The organism is Burkholderia sp. AU45274 (assembly GCF_030482505.1).
Lineage (GTDB): Bacteria > Pseudomonadota > Gammaproteobacteria > Burkholderiales > Burkholderiaceae > Burkholderia.
Window position 1 is genome coordinate 1 of the sequence record NZ_JAUJQE010000018.1, and the last position, 14800, is coordinate 14800.

At 67.1% G+C, this 14800-nt stretch carries 15 protein-coding genes; 7 read left to right on the forward strand and 8 right to left on the reverse strand.

The genetic code is table 11. The features are described 5' to 3' along the window. Nucleotides 1-91 (forward strand): IS3 family transposase (locus QZM35_RS35280; protein ID WP_301777433.1); only part of this gene is annotated, 91 nt, incomplete at its 5' end. A gap of 98 nt (nucleotides 92-189) precedes the next feature. Here QZM35_RS35280 and gap read toward each other — a convergent pair. Beyond that, nucleotides 190-1200, reverse strand: a complete 1011-nt coding sequence (gene gap / locus QZM35_RS35285) for a type I glyceraldehyde-3-phosphate dehydrogenase (RefSeq protein ID WP_059500962.1) — start codon at nucleotides 1198-1200, stop codon at nucleotides 190-192. 89 nt (nucleotides 1201-1289) lie between these two features. After that, nucleotides 1290-3362, reverse strand: coding sequence for a transketolase (tkt, locus tag QZM35_RS35290; protein ID WP_089424470.1), 2073 nt, complete (start codon nucleotides 3360-3362; stop codon nucleotides 1290-1292). Nucleotides 3363-3578: 216 nt separating this feature from the next. Between tkt and speE the strand changes: the two genes are divergently transcribed. From speE to QZM35_RS35305, 3 genes are all read left to right on the forward strand, one after another. Then, entirely contained in the window at nucleotides 3579-4436 is an 858-nt protein-coding gene (speE, locus tag QZM35_RS35295; protein ID WP_089424469.1) for a polyamine aminopropyltransferase, read from the forward strand. A 162-nt stretch (nucleotides 4437-4598) separates the two neighbouring features. Then, nucleotides 4599-5015, forward strand: a complete 417-nt coding sequence (locus QZM35_RS35300) for a glyoxalase/bleomycin resistance/extradiol dioxygenase family protein (RefSeq protein ID WP_301777647.1) — start codon at nucleotides 4599-4601, stop codon at nucleotides 5013-5015. A 17-nt stretch (nucleotides 5016-5032) separates the two neighbouring features. Next, entirely contained in the window at nucleotides 5033-5800 is a 768-nt protein-coding gene (locus tag QZM35_RS35305; RefSeq protein ID WP_174976235.1) for a 16S rRNA (uracil(1498)-N(3))-methyltransferase, read from the forward strand. A 6-nt stretch (nucleotides 5801-5806) separates the two neighbouring features. Here QZM35_RS35305 and QZM35_RS35310 read toward each other — a convergent pair whose 3' ends face one another. From QZM35_RS35310 to QZM35_RS35330, 5 genes are all read right to left on the reverse strand, one after another. Then, nucleotides 5807-6628, reverse strand: coding sequence for a hypothetical protein (locus QZM35_RS35310; RefSeq protein WP_301777648.1), 822 nt, complete (start codon nucleotides 6626-6628; stop codon nucleotides 5807-5809). Nucleotides 6629-6694: 66 nt separating this feature from the next. Beyond that, nucleotides 6695-7438, reverse strand: coding sequence for a hypothetical protein (locus QZM35_RS35315; protein WP_089424465.1), 744 nt, complete (start codon nucleotides 7436-7438; stop codon nucleotides 6695-6697). Between the two features lie 214 nt (nucleotides 7439-7652). Next, the gene (locus QZM35_RS35320) at nucleotides 7653-8216 is read right to left on the reverse strand and encodes a barstar family protein (RefSeq protein WP_089424464.1); all 564 of its coding nucleotides are present in this window, start codon (nucleotides 8214-8216) and stop codon (nucleotides 7653-7655) included. A 16-nt stretch (nucleotides 8217-8232) separates the two neighbouring features. Further along, complete coding sequence (locus QZM35_RS35325; RefSeq protein WP_031398890.1) at nucleotides 8233-8664, reverse strand: ribonuclease domain-containing protein; 432 nt, start codon at nucleotides 8662-8664, stop codon at nucleotides 8233-8235. Nucleotides 8665-9042: 378 nt separating this feature from the next. Beyond that, nucleotides 9043-11385: an NADP-dependent malic enzyme gene (locus QZM35_RS35330; RefSeq protein ID WP_301777649.1), complete on the reverse strand. Its 2343-nt coding sequence runs from the start codon at nucleotides 11383-11385 to the stop codon at nucleotides 9043-9045. A gap of 135 nt (nucleotides 11386-11520) precedes the next feature. Here QZM35_RS35330 and thiL point away from each other — a divergent pair, with 135 nt between their 5' ends. From thiL to QZM35_RS35345, 3 genes are read left to right on the forward strand one after another with little or no spacing between them, the layout of a single operon-like run. Continuing rightward, entirely contained in the window at nucleotides 11521-12519 is a 999-nt protein-coding gene (gene thiL, locus QZM35_RS35335; RefSeq protein ID WP_174976231.1) for a thiamine-phosphate kinase, read from the forward strand. Further along, nucleotides 12509-13060 carry a phosphatidylglycerophosphatase A gene (locus QZM35_RS35340; protein WP_301777650.1) on the forward strand — a complete coding sequence of 184 codons (552 nt, stop codon included), beginning with the start codon at nucleotides 12509-12511 and terminating at the stop codon, nucleotides 13058-13060. The genes thiL and QZM35_RS35340 overlap by 11 nt, the downstream gene beginning before the upstream one ends. A 31-nt stretch (nucleotides 13061-13091) precedes the next feature. Then, nucleotides 13092-13592, forward strand: a complete 501-nt coding sequence (locus tag QZM35_RS35345; RefSeq protein WP_034186407.1) for a CinA family protein — start codon at nucleotides 13092-13094, stop codon at nucleotides 13590-13592. 37 nt (nucleotides 13593-13629) lie between these two features. On the opposite strand, the gene QZM35_RS35350 is transcribed toward QZM35_RS35345, so the two are convergent. Then, entirely contained in the window at nucleotides 13630-14688 is a 1059-nt protein-coding gene (locus tag QZM35_RS35350; protein WP_089424460.1) for a phosphorylcholine phosphatase, read from the reverse strand. Nucleotides 14689-14800: the final 112 nt, after the last annotated feature.

Genomic DNA, 14800 nt, shown 5'->3' on the forward strand with positions numbered 1-14800 from the left:
CTTGGCAAGCTACATCCACTACTACAATCACGACCGCATCAAACTGAAACTAAAAGGGCTGAGTCCCGTGCAATACAGAACTCAGCCCTAGCCGTCATAACCCGTCCAACTTTACGGGGTCAGTTCAAAAACCGGGCCGGGCTCGTTCGCTACGCAGGCCGCCTCGCAGCGGCCGCGCAACGTGCGGGATTACTTCGCGTTCGCAAACGCGACAGCCGTATCCAGCATGCGGTTCGAGAAACCCCACTCGTTGTCGTACCAGCTCGACACCTTCACGAGGCGGCCCGACACCTTGGTCAGCGTCGCGTCGAACGTCGACGAAGCCGGGTTGTGGTTGAAGTCGATCGACACCAGCGGTGCGTCGTTGTAGCCGAGGATGCCCTTCAGCGCGCCTTCCGAAGCTTCCTTCATGATCGCGTTGACTTCCTCGACCGTCGTGTCGCGCTTCGCGATGAACGACAGGTCGACGATCGACACGTTGATCGTCGGGACGCGGATCGCGTAACCGTCGAGCTTGCCGTTCAGTTCCGGCAGCACGAGGCCGACGGCCGAAGCAGCGCCCGTCTTCGTCGGGATCTGGCTGTGCGTGGCCGAACGCGCGCGGCGCAGGTCTTCGTGATAGACGTCCGTCAGCACCTGGTCGTTCGTGTACGCGTGGATCGTCGTCATCAGGCCGGTTTCGAGGCCGATCTTGTCGTTCAGCGGCTTGACGAGCGGCGCGAGGCAGTTCGTCGTGCACGATGCGTTCGAGATGACGGTGTGCTCGGCCTTCAGCACGTCATGGTTCACGCCGTAGACGATCGTCGCGTCGACATCCTTGCCGCCCGGTGCCGAGATGATCACCTTCTTCGCGCCGCCCTTCAGGTGCGCGCTCGCCTTTTCCTTCGTCGTGAAGAAGCCCGTGCATTCCATCACGACGTCGACGCCCAGCTCGCCCCACGGCAGTTCGGCCGGGTTGCGGTTCGCCAGCACGCGGATCTTGTCGCCGTTCACGACGAGGTAGTCGCCGTCGACCGACACTTCACCCGGGAACTTGCCGTGCGCGGTGTCGTACTGGGTCAGGTGTGCGTTGGTCTTCGCATCGCCCAGATCGTTGATCGCGACGATCTCGATGTCGTGCTTCTTGCCGTTCTCGTAGAACGCGCGCAGCGTGTTGCGGCCGATGCGGCCGTAGCCGTTGATTGCGACGCGAATCGTCATGGTCTATCTCCTGATGGCTGAAAAAATTCGTTTCGTGCAGCTTCACGGTGCGACGCGCGCGAGGGGTGGCGCGCGTCGCGTCTGTCTCTTTAGGCCAGCACGGCCTTGGCGGTCTCGACGACGTGCTCGACGGTGAAGCCGAAGTACTTGAACAGCACGCCGGCCGGCGCCGATTCGCCGAACGTGTCGATCCCGACGACGCCGCCTTCGAGGCCGACGTACTTGTGCCAGAAGCTCGTCACGCCCGCTTCGATCGCGACGCGGCGCACGCCGTGCGGCAGCACGCGCTCACGGTATTCGGCGTCCTGGCGGTCGAACACGTTGGTCGACGGCATCGACACGACGCGTGCCGCGATGCCTTGCTGCGCGAGCGGCTCGACGGCCTTCATCGCGAGTTCGACTTCCGAGCCCGTCGCGATCAGGATGATCTTGCGCGCGACGATCTCTTCGTCCCAGTCCTTCAGCACGTAGCCGCCCTTCTCGATGTTCGCGATCTGCGCATCGGTACGCGGGTTGAACGCCAGGTTCTGGCGGCTGAAGATCAGGCTCGACGGACGGTCGGCGGCAACCGCGTGGGTCCATGCGACGGCCGTCTCGACCGTGTCGGCCGGACGCCATACGTCGTGGTTCGGGATCAGGCGCAGGCTCGACACGTGCTCGATCGACTGGTGCGTCGGGCCGTCTTCGCCGAGGCCGATCGAGTCGTGCGTAAACACGAAGATCGACGGCACCTTCATCAGCGCGGCCACGCGCAGCGCGTTGCGGCTGTAGTCGGAGAACGTCAGGAACGTGCCGCCGAACGGCTTGTGGCCACCGTGCAGCGCGAGGCCGTTGATCGCGGCGCTCATGCCGAATTCGCGCACGCCGTAGTTGATGTGGTTGCCCAGCTTGACGCCCGGGCCTTCCGGATTCGCACGGACGGCCTTCGATGCCTTCCAGTTGGTCAGGTTCGAGCCGGTCAGGTCGGCCGAGCCGCCGAGCAGTTCGGGCAGCGCGGCAGCCAGGCCTTCGATCGCCTGCTGCGACGCCTTGCGGGTCGCCACCGTCTCGCCGCGCTCGTTCGCGCCGGCGATGATCGCCGCAGCCTTTTCGGCCCAGTCTGCCGGCAGCTGGTTGGCCATCCGGCGCTCGAATTCGGCGGCTTCTGCCGGGAATTTCGCGCGATAGGCCGCGAACGTCGCGTCCCATTCGGACTCGGCGCGCTTGCCGGCTTCCTTCGCGTCCCATGCCGCATAGACTTCCTGCGGAATCACGAACGGCTCCCAGGTCCAGCCGAGTGCCGCGCGCGTCTTCGCGATTTCTTCCGCGCCGAGCGCCGCGCCGTGCACGTCGTGGCCACCGGCCTTGGTCGCCGCGCCCTGGCCGATCACCGTCTTGCAGCAGATCAGCGTCGGCTTGTCCGACAGCTTTGCCTTCGCGATGGCTGCGTCGACCGCGTCGACGTCATGGCCGTTCACGTTCGGGATCACGTTCCAGCCGTAGGCTTCGAAACGCTTCGGGGTGTCGTCGTGGAACCAGTTCACGACGTCGCCGTCGATCGAGATGCCGTTGTCGTCGTACAGCGCGATCAGCTTGTTCAGCTTCAGCGTGCCGGCGAGCGAGCAGGCTTCGTGCGAGATGCCTTCCATCAGGCAGCCGTCGCCGAGGAACACGTACGTGTGGTGATCGACGATCTTCGCGCCGTCACGGTTGAACTCGTCGGCCATCAGCGCTTCGCCGAGCGCCATGCCGACCGCGTTCGCGAGACCCTGGCCGAGCGGGCCGGTGGTCGTCTCGACGCCCGGCGTGATGCCGTATTCCGGGTGGCCCGGCGTCTTCGAGTGCAGCTGGCGGAAGTTCTTCAGCTCTTCGATCGGCAGGTCGTAGCCGGTCAGGTGCAGCAGCGAGTACAGCAGCATCGAGCCATGGCCATTCGACAGCACGAAGCGGTCGCGGTCTGCCCAGTGCGGGTTCGTCGGGTTGTGCTTCAGATGGCGCGACCAGAGCGCGACGCCGATTTCGGCCATGCCCATCGGCATGCCGGGGTGGCCGGAGTTCGCTTGCTGGACGGCGTCCATTGCGAGCGCACGGATCGCGTTGGCCATCAGGGTGGTGGAGGCGGGAGACGAAGTCGTCATGTCGAGTCCGGAGAACGAGTCGAGGAAACGGGGGCACGGCGGCATCCGGAAGCTCGAGCGTCAATCGTTCCCGGCGCGCGGTGCGGCGCCTGACGGACGCGAAGCGGACGGAGCCTACGGACGGGGCTGCAAAGCTCGTCATTTTAACAGATGGGCTGACATTTCCCTTGTCGGCGAGTAGTGTTCCGGCACGGTTTTCCGTCAAACCGCCCGCCTCCTATAATTCAGACGTCGGAACTGCCAGCCCCGAGTGGCCCGCCCGTGAGCACGACTCTACTTTTCCACCCTACGCCCGACTCCGCCTACGGCTTCCCGAACGCCCGGCGGCTCGCGCACGTCGCGTCGCCGCACCAGCAGATCGAGGTCTGGGAAACCCCGCAGCTCGGCCGCCTGTTCACGCTGGACGGCCGACCGATGACGTCGGTCGGCGACGAGTACGTCTATCACGAGTGCATGACGCACCCGGCCGCGCTCGCGCATCCTTCGCCGCGCAAGGCGCTCGTGCTCGGCGGCGGCGACGGCGGCGCGGCGCGCCAGCTGCTCAAGCATGCATGCATCGCGCGGATCGTGATCGCGGAACTCGACGACGAGGTGGTCGGGATGGCGCGCCGGTATCTCGACGACGTGCACCAGGGTGCGCTCGACGACCCGCGCGTCGAGGTCGTGATCGGCGACGCCGCGCATTTCGTCGAGTCGACCGTCGAGCATTTCGATCTCGTCGTGTTCGACCTCACGCCGCCCGATTCGCCGGCGGCCGGCCTCTATACCCGCGCGTTCTATGCGCGGCTCAAGCGGATCCTGACGCCGTGCGGCGCGATCTCGATGCACCTCGGCTCGCCGGTGTTCCACGCGGCGCGCATCGCCGCGCTGCTCGACGACCTGCGCGCGAGCTTCGCGGTCGTCGACCCGCTGTCCGCGCACGTGCCGCTGTATGGCTCGCAGTGGCTGATGGCGATCGCGAGCGACACGCTCGACGCGGCCGCGCTGTTCGCACACGACGTCGACGAACGGCTCGCGGCCCGCCGCGTCCAGGGCTTGCGCTACTACGACGCGCGGCTGCATGCGTCCCTCTTTGCCCTGCCACGCGCGCTGCGCGATACACTGGGCGTTCGCCGCTGAGCGTCCGCGCGGCCGCCTCGCTTCCGTTTTTCCATCGCGTCCCTGCAGGATTCGCGATGCATGGCACCGGGGCGGAACGTCCTGGACGCCGTGCCGCCCCCTGAACGAACGCCCGAGCATGGAATCAGAACACGTGCTCAAGCGCCCCCACAGGAGATTTTCATGACCGATCCACGTCCGGCCAACGTGCCTTGGTTGACACCCTACCTGGTCGTACGCAACGCGCGCGCGGCCATCGAGTTCTTCAAGGCCGCATTCGGCTTCACGGTACGCGACGTGCACGATGAAGACGGCGCGATCATGCACGTCGAGATGGCCTATCGCGGCCAGCTGATCGTGATGTTCGCGCCCGAAGGCGCGTTCGGCTCGCCCGCGCGTACGCCGAAAAGTGCGAACGCCACCGCGCCGCAATCGTTCTACCTGTATGTCGACAACGTCGACGCCACCTGGCAGCGCGCGCTCGACGCGGGCGCGAAATCGCTGAGCGCGCCGCAGGATCAGTTCTGGGGCGACCGGTTCGCGCAGATCGAGGATCTCGACGGCTACCGATGGGCGCTCGGGCGCCGTCTCGACGCATGACCCCACCCGTTACACGCATGAACGAAGCCACCACCACCGCGGCCGTGCCGCGCTTTTTCGTCGACGCGGCCCTGCGCGCCGACGCCACGCTCGCATTGCCGGCCGAGGTCGCGCGCCACGCACAGGTGCTGCGCCTGCAGCCTGGCGACGTGCTCGCGTTGTTCGACGGCACCGGCGGCCAGTACCGCGCGCGGCTCGTCGAGATCGACAAGCGCAGCGCGCTCGCGCAGATCGACACGTTCGAACCGGCCGAGGCCGAGCCGCCCTATCGCGTGACGCTCGCGCAAGGCATCGCCGGCGGCGACAAGATGGACTGGGTGATCGAGAAGGCCGTCGAACTCGGCGTAACGGCAGTCGTGCCGCTGTCGACCGCGCGCGGCGTCGTGAAGCTCGCCGGCGAGCGCGCGGACAAGCGCGTCGCGCATTGGCGTGGCGTCGTGCGCGCGTCGTGCGAGCAATGCGGGCGCAACCGCGTGCCCGACGTCGCGCCGGTCGCCGGCTTCAACACCTGGCTCGATACGCTGCCGGCGGCACCGGTCGACGGCGAACTGCGGCTGCTGCTGTCGCCGCGCGCGAGCATCCCGTTCGCGTCGCTGCCCGACACGCCGCCCGCTGCAACCGTCACGCTGCTGATCGGGCCGGAAGGCGGGCTGTCGCCCGACGAGGAACATGCGGCCCGCGCACGCGGGTTCACCGCGCTGTCGCTCGGGCCCCGCGTGCTGCGTACCGAGACGGCCGGCGCGGCCGTGCTTGCGGCGCTTGCGGCGCGCTGGGGCGGGTGGTGACGCGCGTCAGCGCGCGGCGCTCAACGGCTCGATGTCGATGACGCTGGAACCCTTGAGCGCCAATGCCAGCGCGTCGAGGCTCGCATCATCGAACGGGAAGGTCGTCGCGGTGACGCGCAACGGCGGCGTCGCCTGGATCGCCTTGATCAACGGACCGCGATAGCGCAGGTTCATCAGCATCGGCACGATCTGCGTGATTCCCACCGGCCGGCCGTCGTGCTGCACTGCGGCGGCATCGACCGTGTCATTCCAGCCCTGGATGAAGCCGCCGGCATCGATCCGCGTGTTCAGCTCGATCCAGCGCCGCTTTTTCTCGTCCGCGCTGTCGTCCGATGCGCGCAACGCGGCGGCCTCGCGGCTCACGTCGGCATCGTGCTTCGCACGCCACGCCATGTAGCCCAGCGCGAAGACCATGTTGTCCGGCAGGATGTCGCCGTCATGCACGACGTGGGACAGGCGTCGCGGCGCCTGGCTCTCGACGAAGGCGGGCGTCAGGATCCAGACGCTGCCGTTGCGCAACGCACCGGACGTCCGGCCGAGCGCGGGTTCGCCGCTGTCGACCGCGATGCGCGTCAGCAACCCGGCATCGACCAGTTCGTTCAGTTGGCCGGCCAGTGCCGGCGACGCGTGAATCGCACGGGCCACCGCCGCATACTGGTCCGGTGTCGAGCGCGTGCGCAACTCGCCAAGCAGCCGCTCGACCGCTGGATACGCGGCCTGCGCCGCCGGCGTCAGTGCCGGTTCGACCGCGGCGGCATCCGCTGCCGACGCGCCCCCGATCGAAGCGACGGCTGCGGCCACCAGCAGCCCCCGTGTGAAAAGGTTCATTGCCGACTCCCCTCGTTCGAATGTCCGGCACGCCGGCAACATGCACGGCGGCCCGAATGCTGCCGGTTAATTGGCGGCGTCGCCGTTCGCGTCACGCATCTGGCTCATCAGCGCGTTGACGACGGGCCGCAGCACCTGGGCGGGGGAATCCGCGATCCAGCCCTTGTCGTCCGTGCCATGCAGGTCGATCCGGCCCGTGATCGGCCGGCTCGTCGGCGCGTGGTCGAACACGGGTACCACGCCGTTCAGGAACGCCGCGAGATATGCCGCGCGCGCGTTGTCGTCTTCCGAGCGCGGCTCGTCGACCGTCTCCCGCAGCGCCCTCAAGCCAGGTTCCACCTCGGCGACGCGGCACGCGAATTCGACCGTCGCGATCGATTCGCCTTTCACGGATTCGTTCGGCTTCCGGGTCGAACCGGTGGCCTTGCACTCGGAACGCGCGAGCGCATGCTGAAATGACCCGATCGCCGCGGTGACCGGCCCGTTCACCGTTGTGCGTACCGTCGCCGGCACCTTGTTCAGGATGGAGGCGACGATCGTCCCGCTCAATTTGTCCGCGAGCTTCGCAACGGCCGCCACGTCGAGCACACCCTCGCCGTCGAAGTGCGTGCGCGTTGCGTCGTTGAACTGCTCGGCCTTCGACGCGTCGCCATTGACGAACGCGCCGAGATACAGATCGGTCGTCTGCTCCGGGGTCAGCACCGCGGCCTGGGCGGCTGGCGGGAGGCCAAGCGACAGTGCACACGCGGTCAGCGCGCACACGAGCGGATGGCACGCACGGGTGCGCGCCGCTGATCGGGTAGCGGTCATGGGGAAACGGCCCTCTCTCGAATGTTGGTCTGGTGTGATGCGCCCGGCGCGGCGGCGGCGCCCGGGCTGAGCGATTGTCGCGAAAAAAAGTGGGCGATGAAAGGTCCGTGTCGGATCGGGCCAAGCGCATGCAACCCGCGCAGGCGCAAAAAAGCCCGCTCGAAGCGGGCTTCCGAAGGGTGATTCGCCGAATCGGCCGCTGGCCGACGTGCGCTTACGCGAACGAGTAGAACACGCGGAACGCGACCTTGCGCTCGGCCCAGAATTCGGCCGCCTCGCGGAACACGTCGAGCAGCGTCTCGCGCCCTTCCTTGTCGAACTTCTGCGCGATCGGCAGCCCTTCGAGGACGATCACGAAACCGGGCTGCGCGCCGGCCTTCGCGACGAGGTCGGTCAGGGAGTCGTACAGCGCGTCGTAGTTCTTCCCGAAATGCTTCGGGAACAGGAACGACGTCGCGATCGTTTCCATCACTTCCTGCTTCGACTGCGCGGCGCCGCAAAACGCATACAGGAAATGCTGGCCGAGCCGGCCGGCTTCGTCGGCAAGATCCTGCACGCGGAACGCGCGGATCGACTGCACGAGATTGGGTCGCACGGTCGTGAAAAGGCTCATAGGCTCCTCGTTCGATGAAAGCCCGGGCTCGGCTTCCTGTTGCTCCGGCGTGCTGCCAGCCTGCGCCGCCGCGTGCAGTTGAATCACGCGCTGAAACAGATTGCCGTCGCCGGCCGCGAACAGTTCCGCCGCCGCCGTTTCGTGCGCGTAGATGGAGTCGCTCATGCCATTCGTCCCGAAGTCATTCAACAATACGTTTAAAACTGTTGTAGTGGTCGCCCGTGTAATAACAGTTGTCGATCCGGCGCAATGGCCCGCCACAGACGATCCGGCGCGCCCCGCGATTGCGGGCACGCGGCGTCGGCACCGTGTATTCATGGTAGTAGCCGCGCTTCGCTTTTGGCAGGATCCGCTCGCGGTTGCCAAACACGACGCCGTCTTTCTCGTACGGATACGGACCGCCGGCGCCGATCAGGCCCAGCGTGGTCACGGCCTCGCGCGGAAGACGGGCGGTCGGAATCGTATCGAGCCCGCTCGCCGCCACGTCGGCCGGAACGGCCTCCCGTGCGTAAGCGGCGGAAACCAGACTGCCCGTCGGCGTGCCGACGATACCCATCGCGAACATCGCGAAGACGGACGCGAGCGCGCCGTTGCGGAGCCACTTGCGTGCCATGAACCAGGGTTCCCGCTGTTAAATCAAGTAGTTGACGACCAACAAAGGCGTTAGCGTAGCGTTATTGGCCGCGCGAATCAATGTCCGTTTGGGAATCGAAAGGCCAGTGATACCCGGAATTGCGCATTTTTTACCTAAATCACACTGCATTTATCTTACATAGGATAAAATGCGGGCGGCATCTCTGGCATGGCAAGACTCTGCCTCCTTGCCACGCCGGCTACGCTGAGTGGAGAGAGATGCTGATGTTGCTTGAGGGAAGCGCGTTTGCGCCCTGCCCGCGGCGTGCCCATTGCGGGCACGCCTCTTTTTGCTTTTGTTTACAATTTCGCCCGACGCGCCACGCCGGTTCGACCGGCCTGGCGCGTTCGTTTTGGCTCAGCGCGTGGCGTTCACGTCGGCGACCAGCAGCGCCGCCATGTTGACGATGCGGCGAACGGTCGCCGATTCGGTCAGCACGTGCACCGGCTGCGCGGCGCCCAGCAGGATCGGCCCGATCGCGATGTTGTTGCCCGCGGCCGTCTTCAGCAGGTTGTACGCGATGTTCGCGGAGTCGATGTTCGGCAGGATCAGCAGGTTCGCTTCGCCTTCCAGCGTCGATTCCGGCAGGATTTCCTTGCGCAGCGCCGCGTCGAGCGCGACGTCGCCGTGCATCTCGCCGTCCACCTTCAGCTCCGGCGCACGTTCCTGCAGGATCGCGAGCGTATCGCGCATCTTCTTCGCAGAAGGGGCGTTGCTCGTGCCGAAATTCGAGTGCGACAGCAGCGCGACCTTCGGCTCGATGCCGAAGCGGCGCACTTCTTCCGCCGCCATGATCGTGATCTCGGCCAGCTCTTCCGGGGTCGGATCGACGTTCACGTGCGTGTCGACGAGGAAAATCTGGCGGCCCGGCAGCACGAGGCCGTTCATTGCCGCGTACACGCTGCAGCCCGGGCGCTTGCCGATCACCTGGTCGATGAAGTGCAGGTGGCGGTGCGTGGTGCTGATCGTGCCGCAGATCATCCCGTCCGCTTCGCCCTTCTTCACCAGCATCGAGCCGATCAGCGTCGTGCGGCGGCGCATCTCGACGCGCGCGAGCTGCTCGCTGATGCCCTTGCGCGCCATCATCTTGTAGTACGTCTGCCAGAAATCGCGGTAGCGCTCGTCGTGCTCGGTGTTGACGACCGTGAAGTCGGTGCCCGGCGTCAGGCGCAGGCCGTAGCGCTGGATACGGTGCTCGATCACCGACGGGCGGCCGATCAGGATCGGCTTCGCGAGTTTTTCGTCGACGATGATCTGAACGGCGCGCAACACGCGCTCTTCTTCGCCTTCCGCGAACACGACGCGCTTCTTCTCTTCCGGCGCGGCGCGCGCGATCTGGAAGATCGGCTTCATCGTCGTGCCGCTGTGATACACGAACTGTTGCAGGTGCTGCTTGTACGCGTCCATGTCCTCGATCGGGCGCGTCGCGACGCCGCCGTCCATCGCGGCCTGCGCGACGGCCGGCGCGATCTTCACGATCAGGCGCGGATCGAACGGCTTCGGAATCAGGTATTCGGGCCCGAACGACAGGTCCTGGATGCCGTACGCGGTCGCGACGATGTCGCTCTGCTCGTGCTGCGCAAGCTCGGCGATCGCGTTGACGGCCGCGATCTCCATTTCACGCGTGATCGTCGTCGCGCCGACGTCGAGCGCGCCGCGGAAGATGAACGGGAAGCACAGGACGTTGTTGACCTGGTTCGGGTAATCGGTGCGGCCCGTGGCCAGCACCGCGTCCGGCCGCACTTCGAGTGCGAGTTCCGGCAGGATTTCCGGCGTCGGGTTCGCGAGCGCGAGGATCAGCGGGCGCTCGGCCATGCCCTTCACCATCTCCTGCTTCAGCACGCCGGCAGCCGACAGGCCGAGGAAGATGTCCGCGCCGTCGATCACTTCGGCCAGCGTCCGGGCTTCCGTTTCGCGGGCGAAACGCTCCTTGTCCGGATCCATCAGCTCGGTGCGGCCCTTGTAGACCACGCCCGCCAGGTCGGTCACGATGATGTTCTCGAGCGGCAGGCCGATGTCGACCAGCAGGTCGAGACACGCGAGCGCGGCCGCACCTGCGCCGGACGCGACGAGCTTGACCTTCTTGATGTCCTTGTTGACGACCTTCAGCCCGTTCGTGACGGCCGCGGCCACTACGATCGCGGTGCCGTGCTGGTCGTCGTGGAACACCGGGATCTTCATCCGCTTGCGCGCTTCGCGCTCGACGATGAAGCAGTCCGGCGCCTTGATGTCTTCCAGGTTGATCCCGCCGAAGGTCGGCTCCAGCGCGGCGATCACGTCCACCAGCTTGTGCGGGTCCGACTCGTTCAGCTCGATGTCGAACACGTCGATGCCCGCGAACTTCTTGAACAGCACCGCCTTGCCTTCCATCACCGGCTTCGACGCGAGCGGGCCGATGTTGCCGAGACCGAGCACCGCCGTCCCGTTCGTGACGACGCCCACCAGGTTGCTGCGCGCGGTGAAGCGCGCCGCGTTGAGCGGATTCTCGACGATCTCCTCGCACGCGTACGCCACACCCGGCGAGTACGCGAGCGCGAGATCGCGCTGGTTGATCATCTGCTTGGTCGGGGCGATCGCGATTTTCCCGGGGGTCGGGAATTCGTGATAGTCGAGCGCGGCTTCGCGGAGTTTGGCTTTGGAGGAGGCTTGGGTAGACATGTGTCTCTTGGCGGGCGGATTAGAATGACTCTTCGACGGCATTGTAGCGCCAATCATCGGCCGCCAGACCGGCGATTCGGGTGCAACAGCCGCGACAAAATTGTACTGAACGGTGCAGGAACGCCGCCGCTCGCCTCGTACAATGCCGTTCCTTCCATCGTTTCGGATCCATCCGCCGTGCCAGCCGCCCTCTCCGAGTTTTCGCTGATCGAACGCTTCTTCACGCGCCGCGCCGCGCAGGGCGCCCGTGCGTCGACGCTCGGCATCGGCGACGACTGCGCGTTGATCACGCCCCGATCCGGAAAATTGCTGGCCATTTCGACGGACATGCTGGTGGAAGGCCGCCACTTCTTCCCCGACGTCGCGCCCGACGCGCTCGGCCACAAGACGCTCGCGGTCAACCTGTCCGACCTCGCGGCGATGGGCGCCGAGCCGCGCGCGTTCACGCTCGCGTGCGCGCTGCCGCGTGCCGACGCCGCGTGGCTGGAAGCGTTCAGCAACGGGCTGTTCGCGCTCGCCGAGCGCTACCGCTGCGAGCTGATCGGCGGCGACACGACGAGCGGCCCGCTGAACCTGTGCGTGACCGTGTTCGGCGAAGTCGCGCCCGACGCGGTGCTGCGGCGTGACGCCGCGCGCGACGGCGACGATGTCTGGGTCTCCGGCACGCTAGGCGATGCGCGCGCCGGCCTCGGCGTCGCGCGCGGCGAATGGACGGCCGGCGCGAACGAAGCGGCCGCGTTCCGGCGCGCGCTCGAGTACCCCGAACCGCGCATCGCGCTCGGCCTCGCGCTCGCGGGCGTCGCGCACGCGGCGCTCGATCTCTCGGACGGCCTCGCCGGCGACCTGCAGCACATCCTGGCCCGCTCGAACGTGCGCGCCGAGATCGATGCCGACGCGGTGCCGCGCTCGGCCGCGCTCGCGACGCTGCCGCCCGACGTGCAGCGCCGCTGCACGCTGGCCGGCGGCGACGACTACGAACTGTGCTTCACCGCGCCGGCGGCAGCCCGCGCGGCGGTCGAGGCGGCCGGCGTAACGGCCGGCGTGGCGGTCACCCGAATCGGTACAATACGCGCGTTGTCCGCGCCGTCGGAGCAGCCCGCGATCGCGTGGCGCGACGCCGCCGGCGCGCCTCTCGCTCTCACGTTGCACGGCTTCGACCACTTCCATGCAGACTGACCCGACGCCCGCGCACACCGCGGCCGAGCCCGGCGCCGCATCCGGCGGCAACGCGCCGCGCCGCGCGACCGCGCGCTTCATGCTGTCGCACCCGGCGCACATCGTGTCGCTCGGCTTCGGCAGCGGGCTCGCGCCGATCATGCCCGGCACGTTCGGCTCGCTGTTCGGCTGGCTGACGTTCGTCGTGCTCAACCGCTACCTGACGGTGCCCGAATGGTGGGCGCTGATCGCGGCCGGCTTCGTCGCCGGCACATGGCTCACCGGTTTCACCGCGACGAAGATGGGTTCGGCCGATCCGGGCGCCGTCGTCTGGGACGAGATCGTCGCGATCTGGCTCGTGATGCTGTTCGTCACGCCCGCGACCTTCGTCGGCCAGCTGTGGGTGTTCGTCGCGTTCCGCTTCTTCGACATGCTCAAGCCGCCGCCGATCCGCTATGTCGAGCGCCGCCTGAAAGGCAGGCTCGGCATCATGGTCGACGACCTGGTCGCCGCGTTCATGACGCTGCTCGTGATCGCCCTGTGGCGCTCCGTCGTCGGCTGACCGATTTTCCGACTCCCGTTTCCCGACGCGCATGCCAACCGATTCCGTCGTCCATCAGCTTGCGATCCGCGCAGGCAACAAGCTGCGTGACGAGCACCTGACGCTCGCCACCGCCGAATCCTGCACCGGCGGCATGATCGCCGCGGCGATCACCGACATCTCCGGCAGCAGCCAGTGGTTCGAGCGCGGCTTCGTCACGTACTCGAACCAGGCCAAGATCGAGATGATCGGCGTGCCGCCCGACCTGATCGACAAGCACGGCGCCGTCAGCGAGCCCGTCGCGCGCGCGATGGCCGAAGGCGCGCTGCGCAACAGCCGCGCGCAGGTCGCGCTGTCCGTCACCGGCATCGCGGGCCCCGCGGGCGGCAGCGAGAAGAAGCCGGTCGGCACCGTGTCGTTCGGCTGGAGCAACCGGCTGCATACCGACGTCGAGACGCTCGTGTTCAAGGGCGACCGCGAACAGATCCGCACACAGGCGGCCGCGCATGCGCTGCGCGGGCTGCTGAAGCTGCTCGACGAGCGCGAGGGCTGATCGCCGGGGGGCGCGCGCCGCGCCCCCGCCTGCCCGCTTACTGGATCGCGTCGGGCTTCACGACGATCCAGTTCTTGTCCGCCGTCACCGGCAGGCCGAGCGACTTCTGCCGCGCGGCCGATTCGTCCGACCACGCGCGGATCTGCGCCATCTGCTTGTCCTTCTTGTTCACCCACACGCGCACGCCGCCGCGCGCGACGTCGGTCGCGTTCAGCAGCATGTAGCCGTCGGACGTCGGCGTATCGCCCGCGACGAGCACCGGCTTCTTCCACTGGTCGATCCAGCCGACGATCGAGCCGAGCTTGCCTTCGTACCACGTCATCGGGTTCATCAGGAACGGCGTGATCACCAGGCTGCGGTTCGCGGCCTCGTCGTACTTGCCGGCCTTGATCTGCAGCCGCGAGGTGGTCAGCGCGCCGGTCGCCGGGTTGCGCAGCAGCGTCGTCACGCCGATCACGTTCTGCGGCTTCACGTTGTAGCCGTACTTCGGGTCGGACAGCACGAGCCGCGCGAGCTCCTCATGGGCGGCCGTCATCACGTAGACCTCGATCCCGTTCTCGCGCAGCGCGTTGTACAGCTCCTGCATCCCGCGGAAGAAACGCGGCGGGTTCACCGTGCCGTCGACCACCTTGTCGCCCTGCCAGTAGCGGATCGGGATCGGCTTGCCGTCGGCGAGCATCGCGTCGACGTGGCGCTTCAGGTCGGCCAGCGACAGCCCGGCGAACGCCTGCGCGATCCACGGGTAGCAGACCAGGTCGTCGATCTCGCACAGCCGGTAGTAATAGCTCGTCAGCGATTCCCGGTAGTCGGCGGAATCCTTGAACGGGATCAGCTTCAGCGACGGGTCGAGCGTGTCGCGCGTCAGCACGCCGCGGTTCTCGAGGTACGGCAGCAGCGACTCCTCGAGGTCGTAGCGGTAGGTCGTGTTGTCGGCGTCGAACACCGCGTAGTCGCCGCGGTGCGCGTGCGCGGCGATCATCGCGTTCAGCGCCTTCGCGCTATCGGCCGGCCAGTGCGAGAGATCCGCCGCATGGGCGAAGCTCATGCACAACGACGCGGCAAGCGCGCTCAGAAGACGTCGGGACAGCTTGGGCATGGCGTCGCTCCTTTCTTGACATTTTCGTGACGGATCGATGACAAGCGGGAGCATCGCGCGATTGGCGCGCGGGGATGCGGTGCGGAAGCGACGGGAAGTTGTCCGCGTGCGC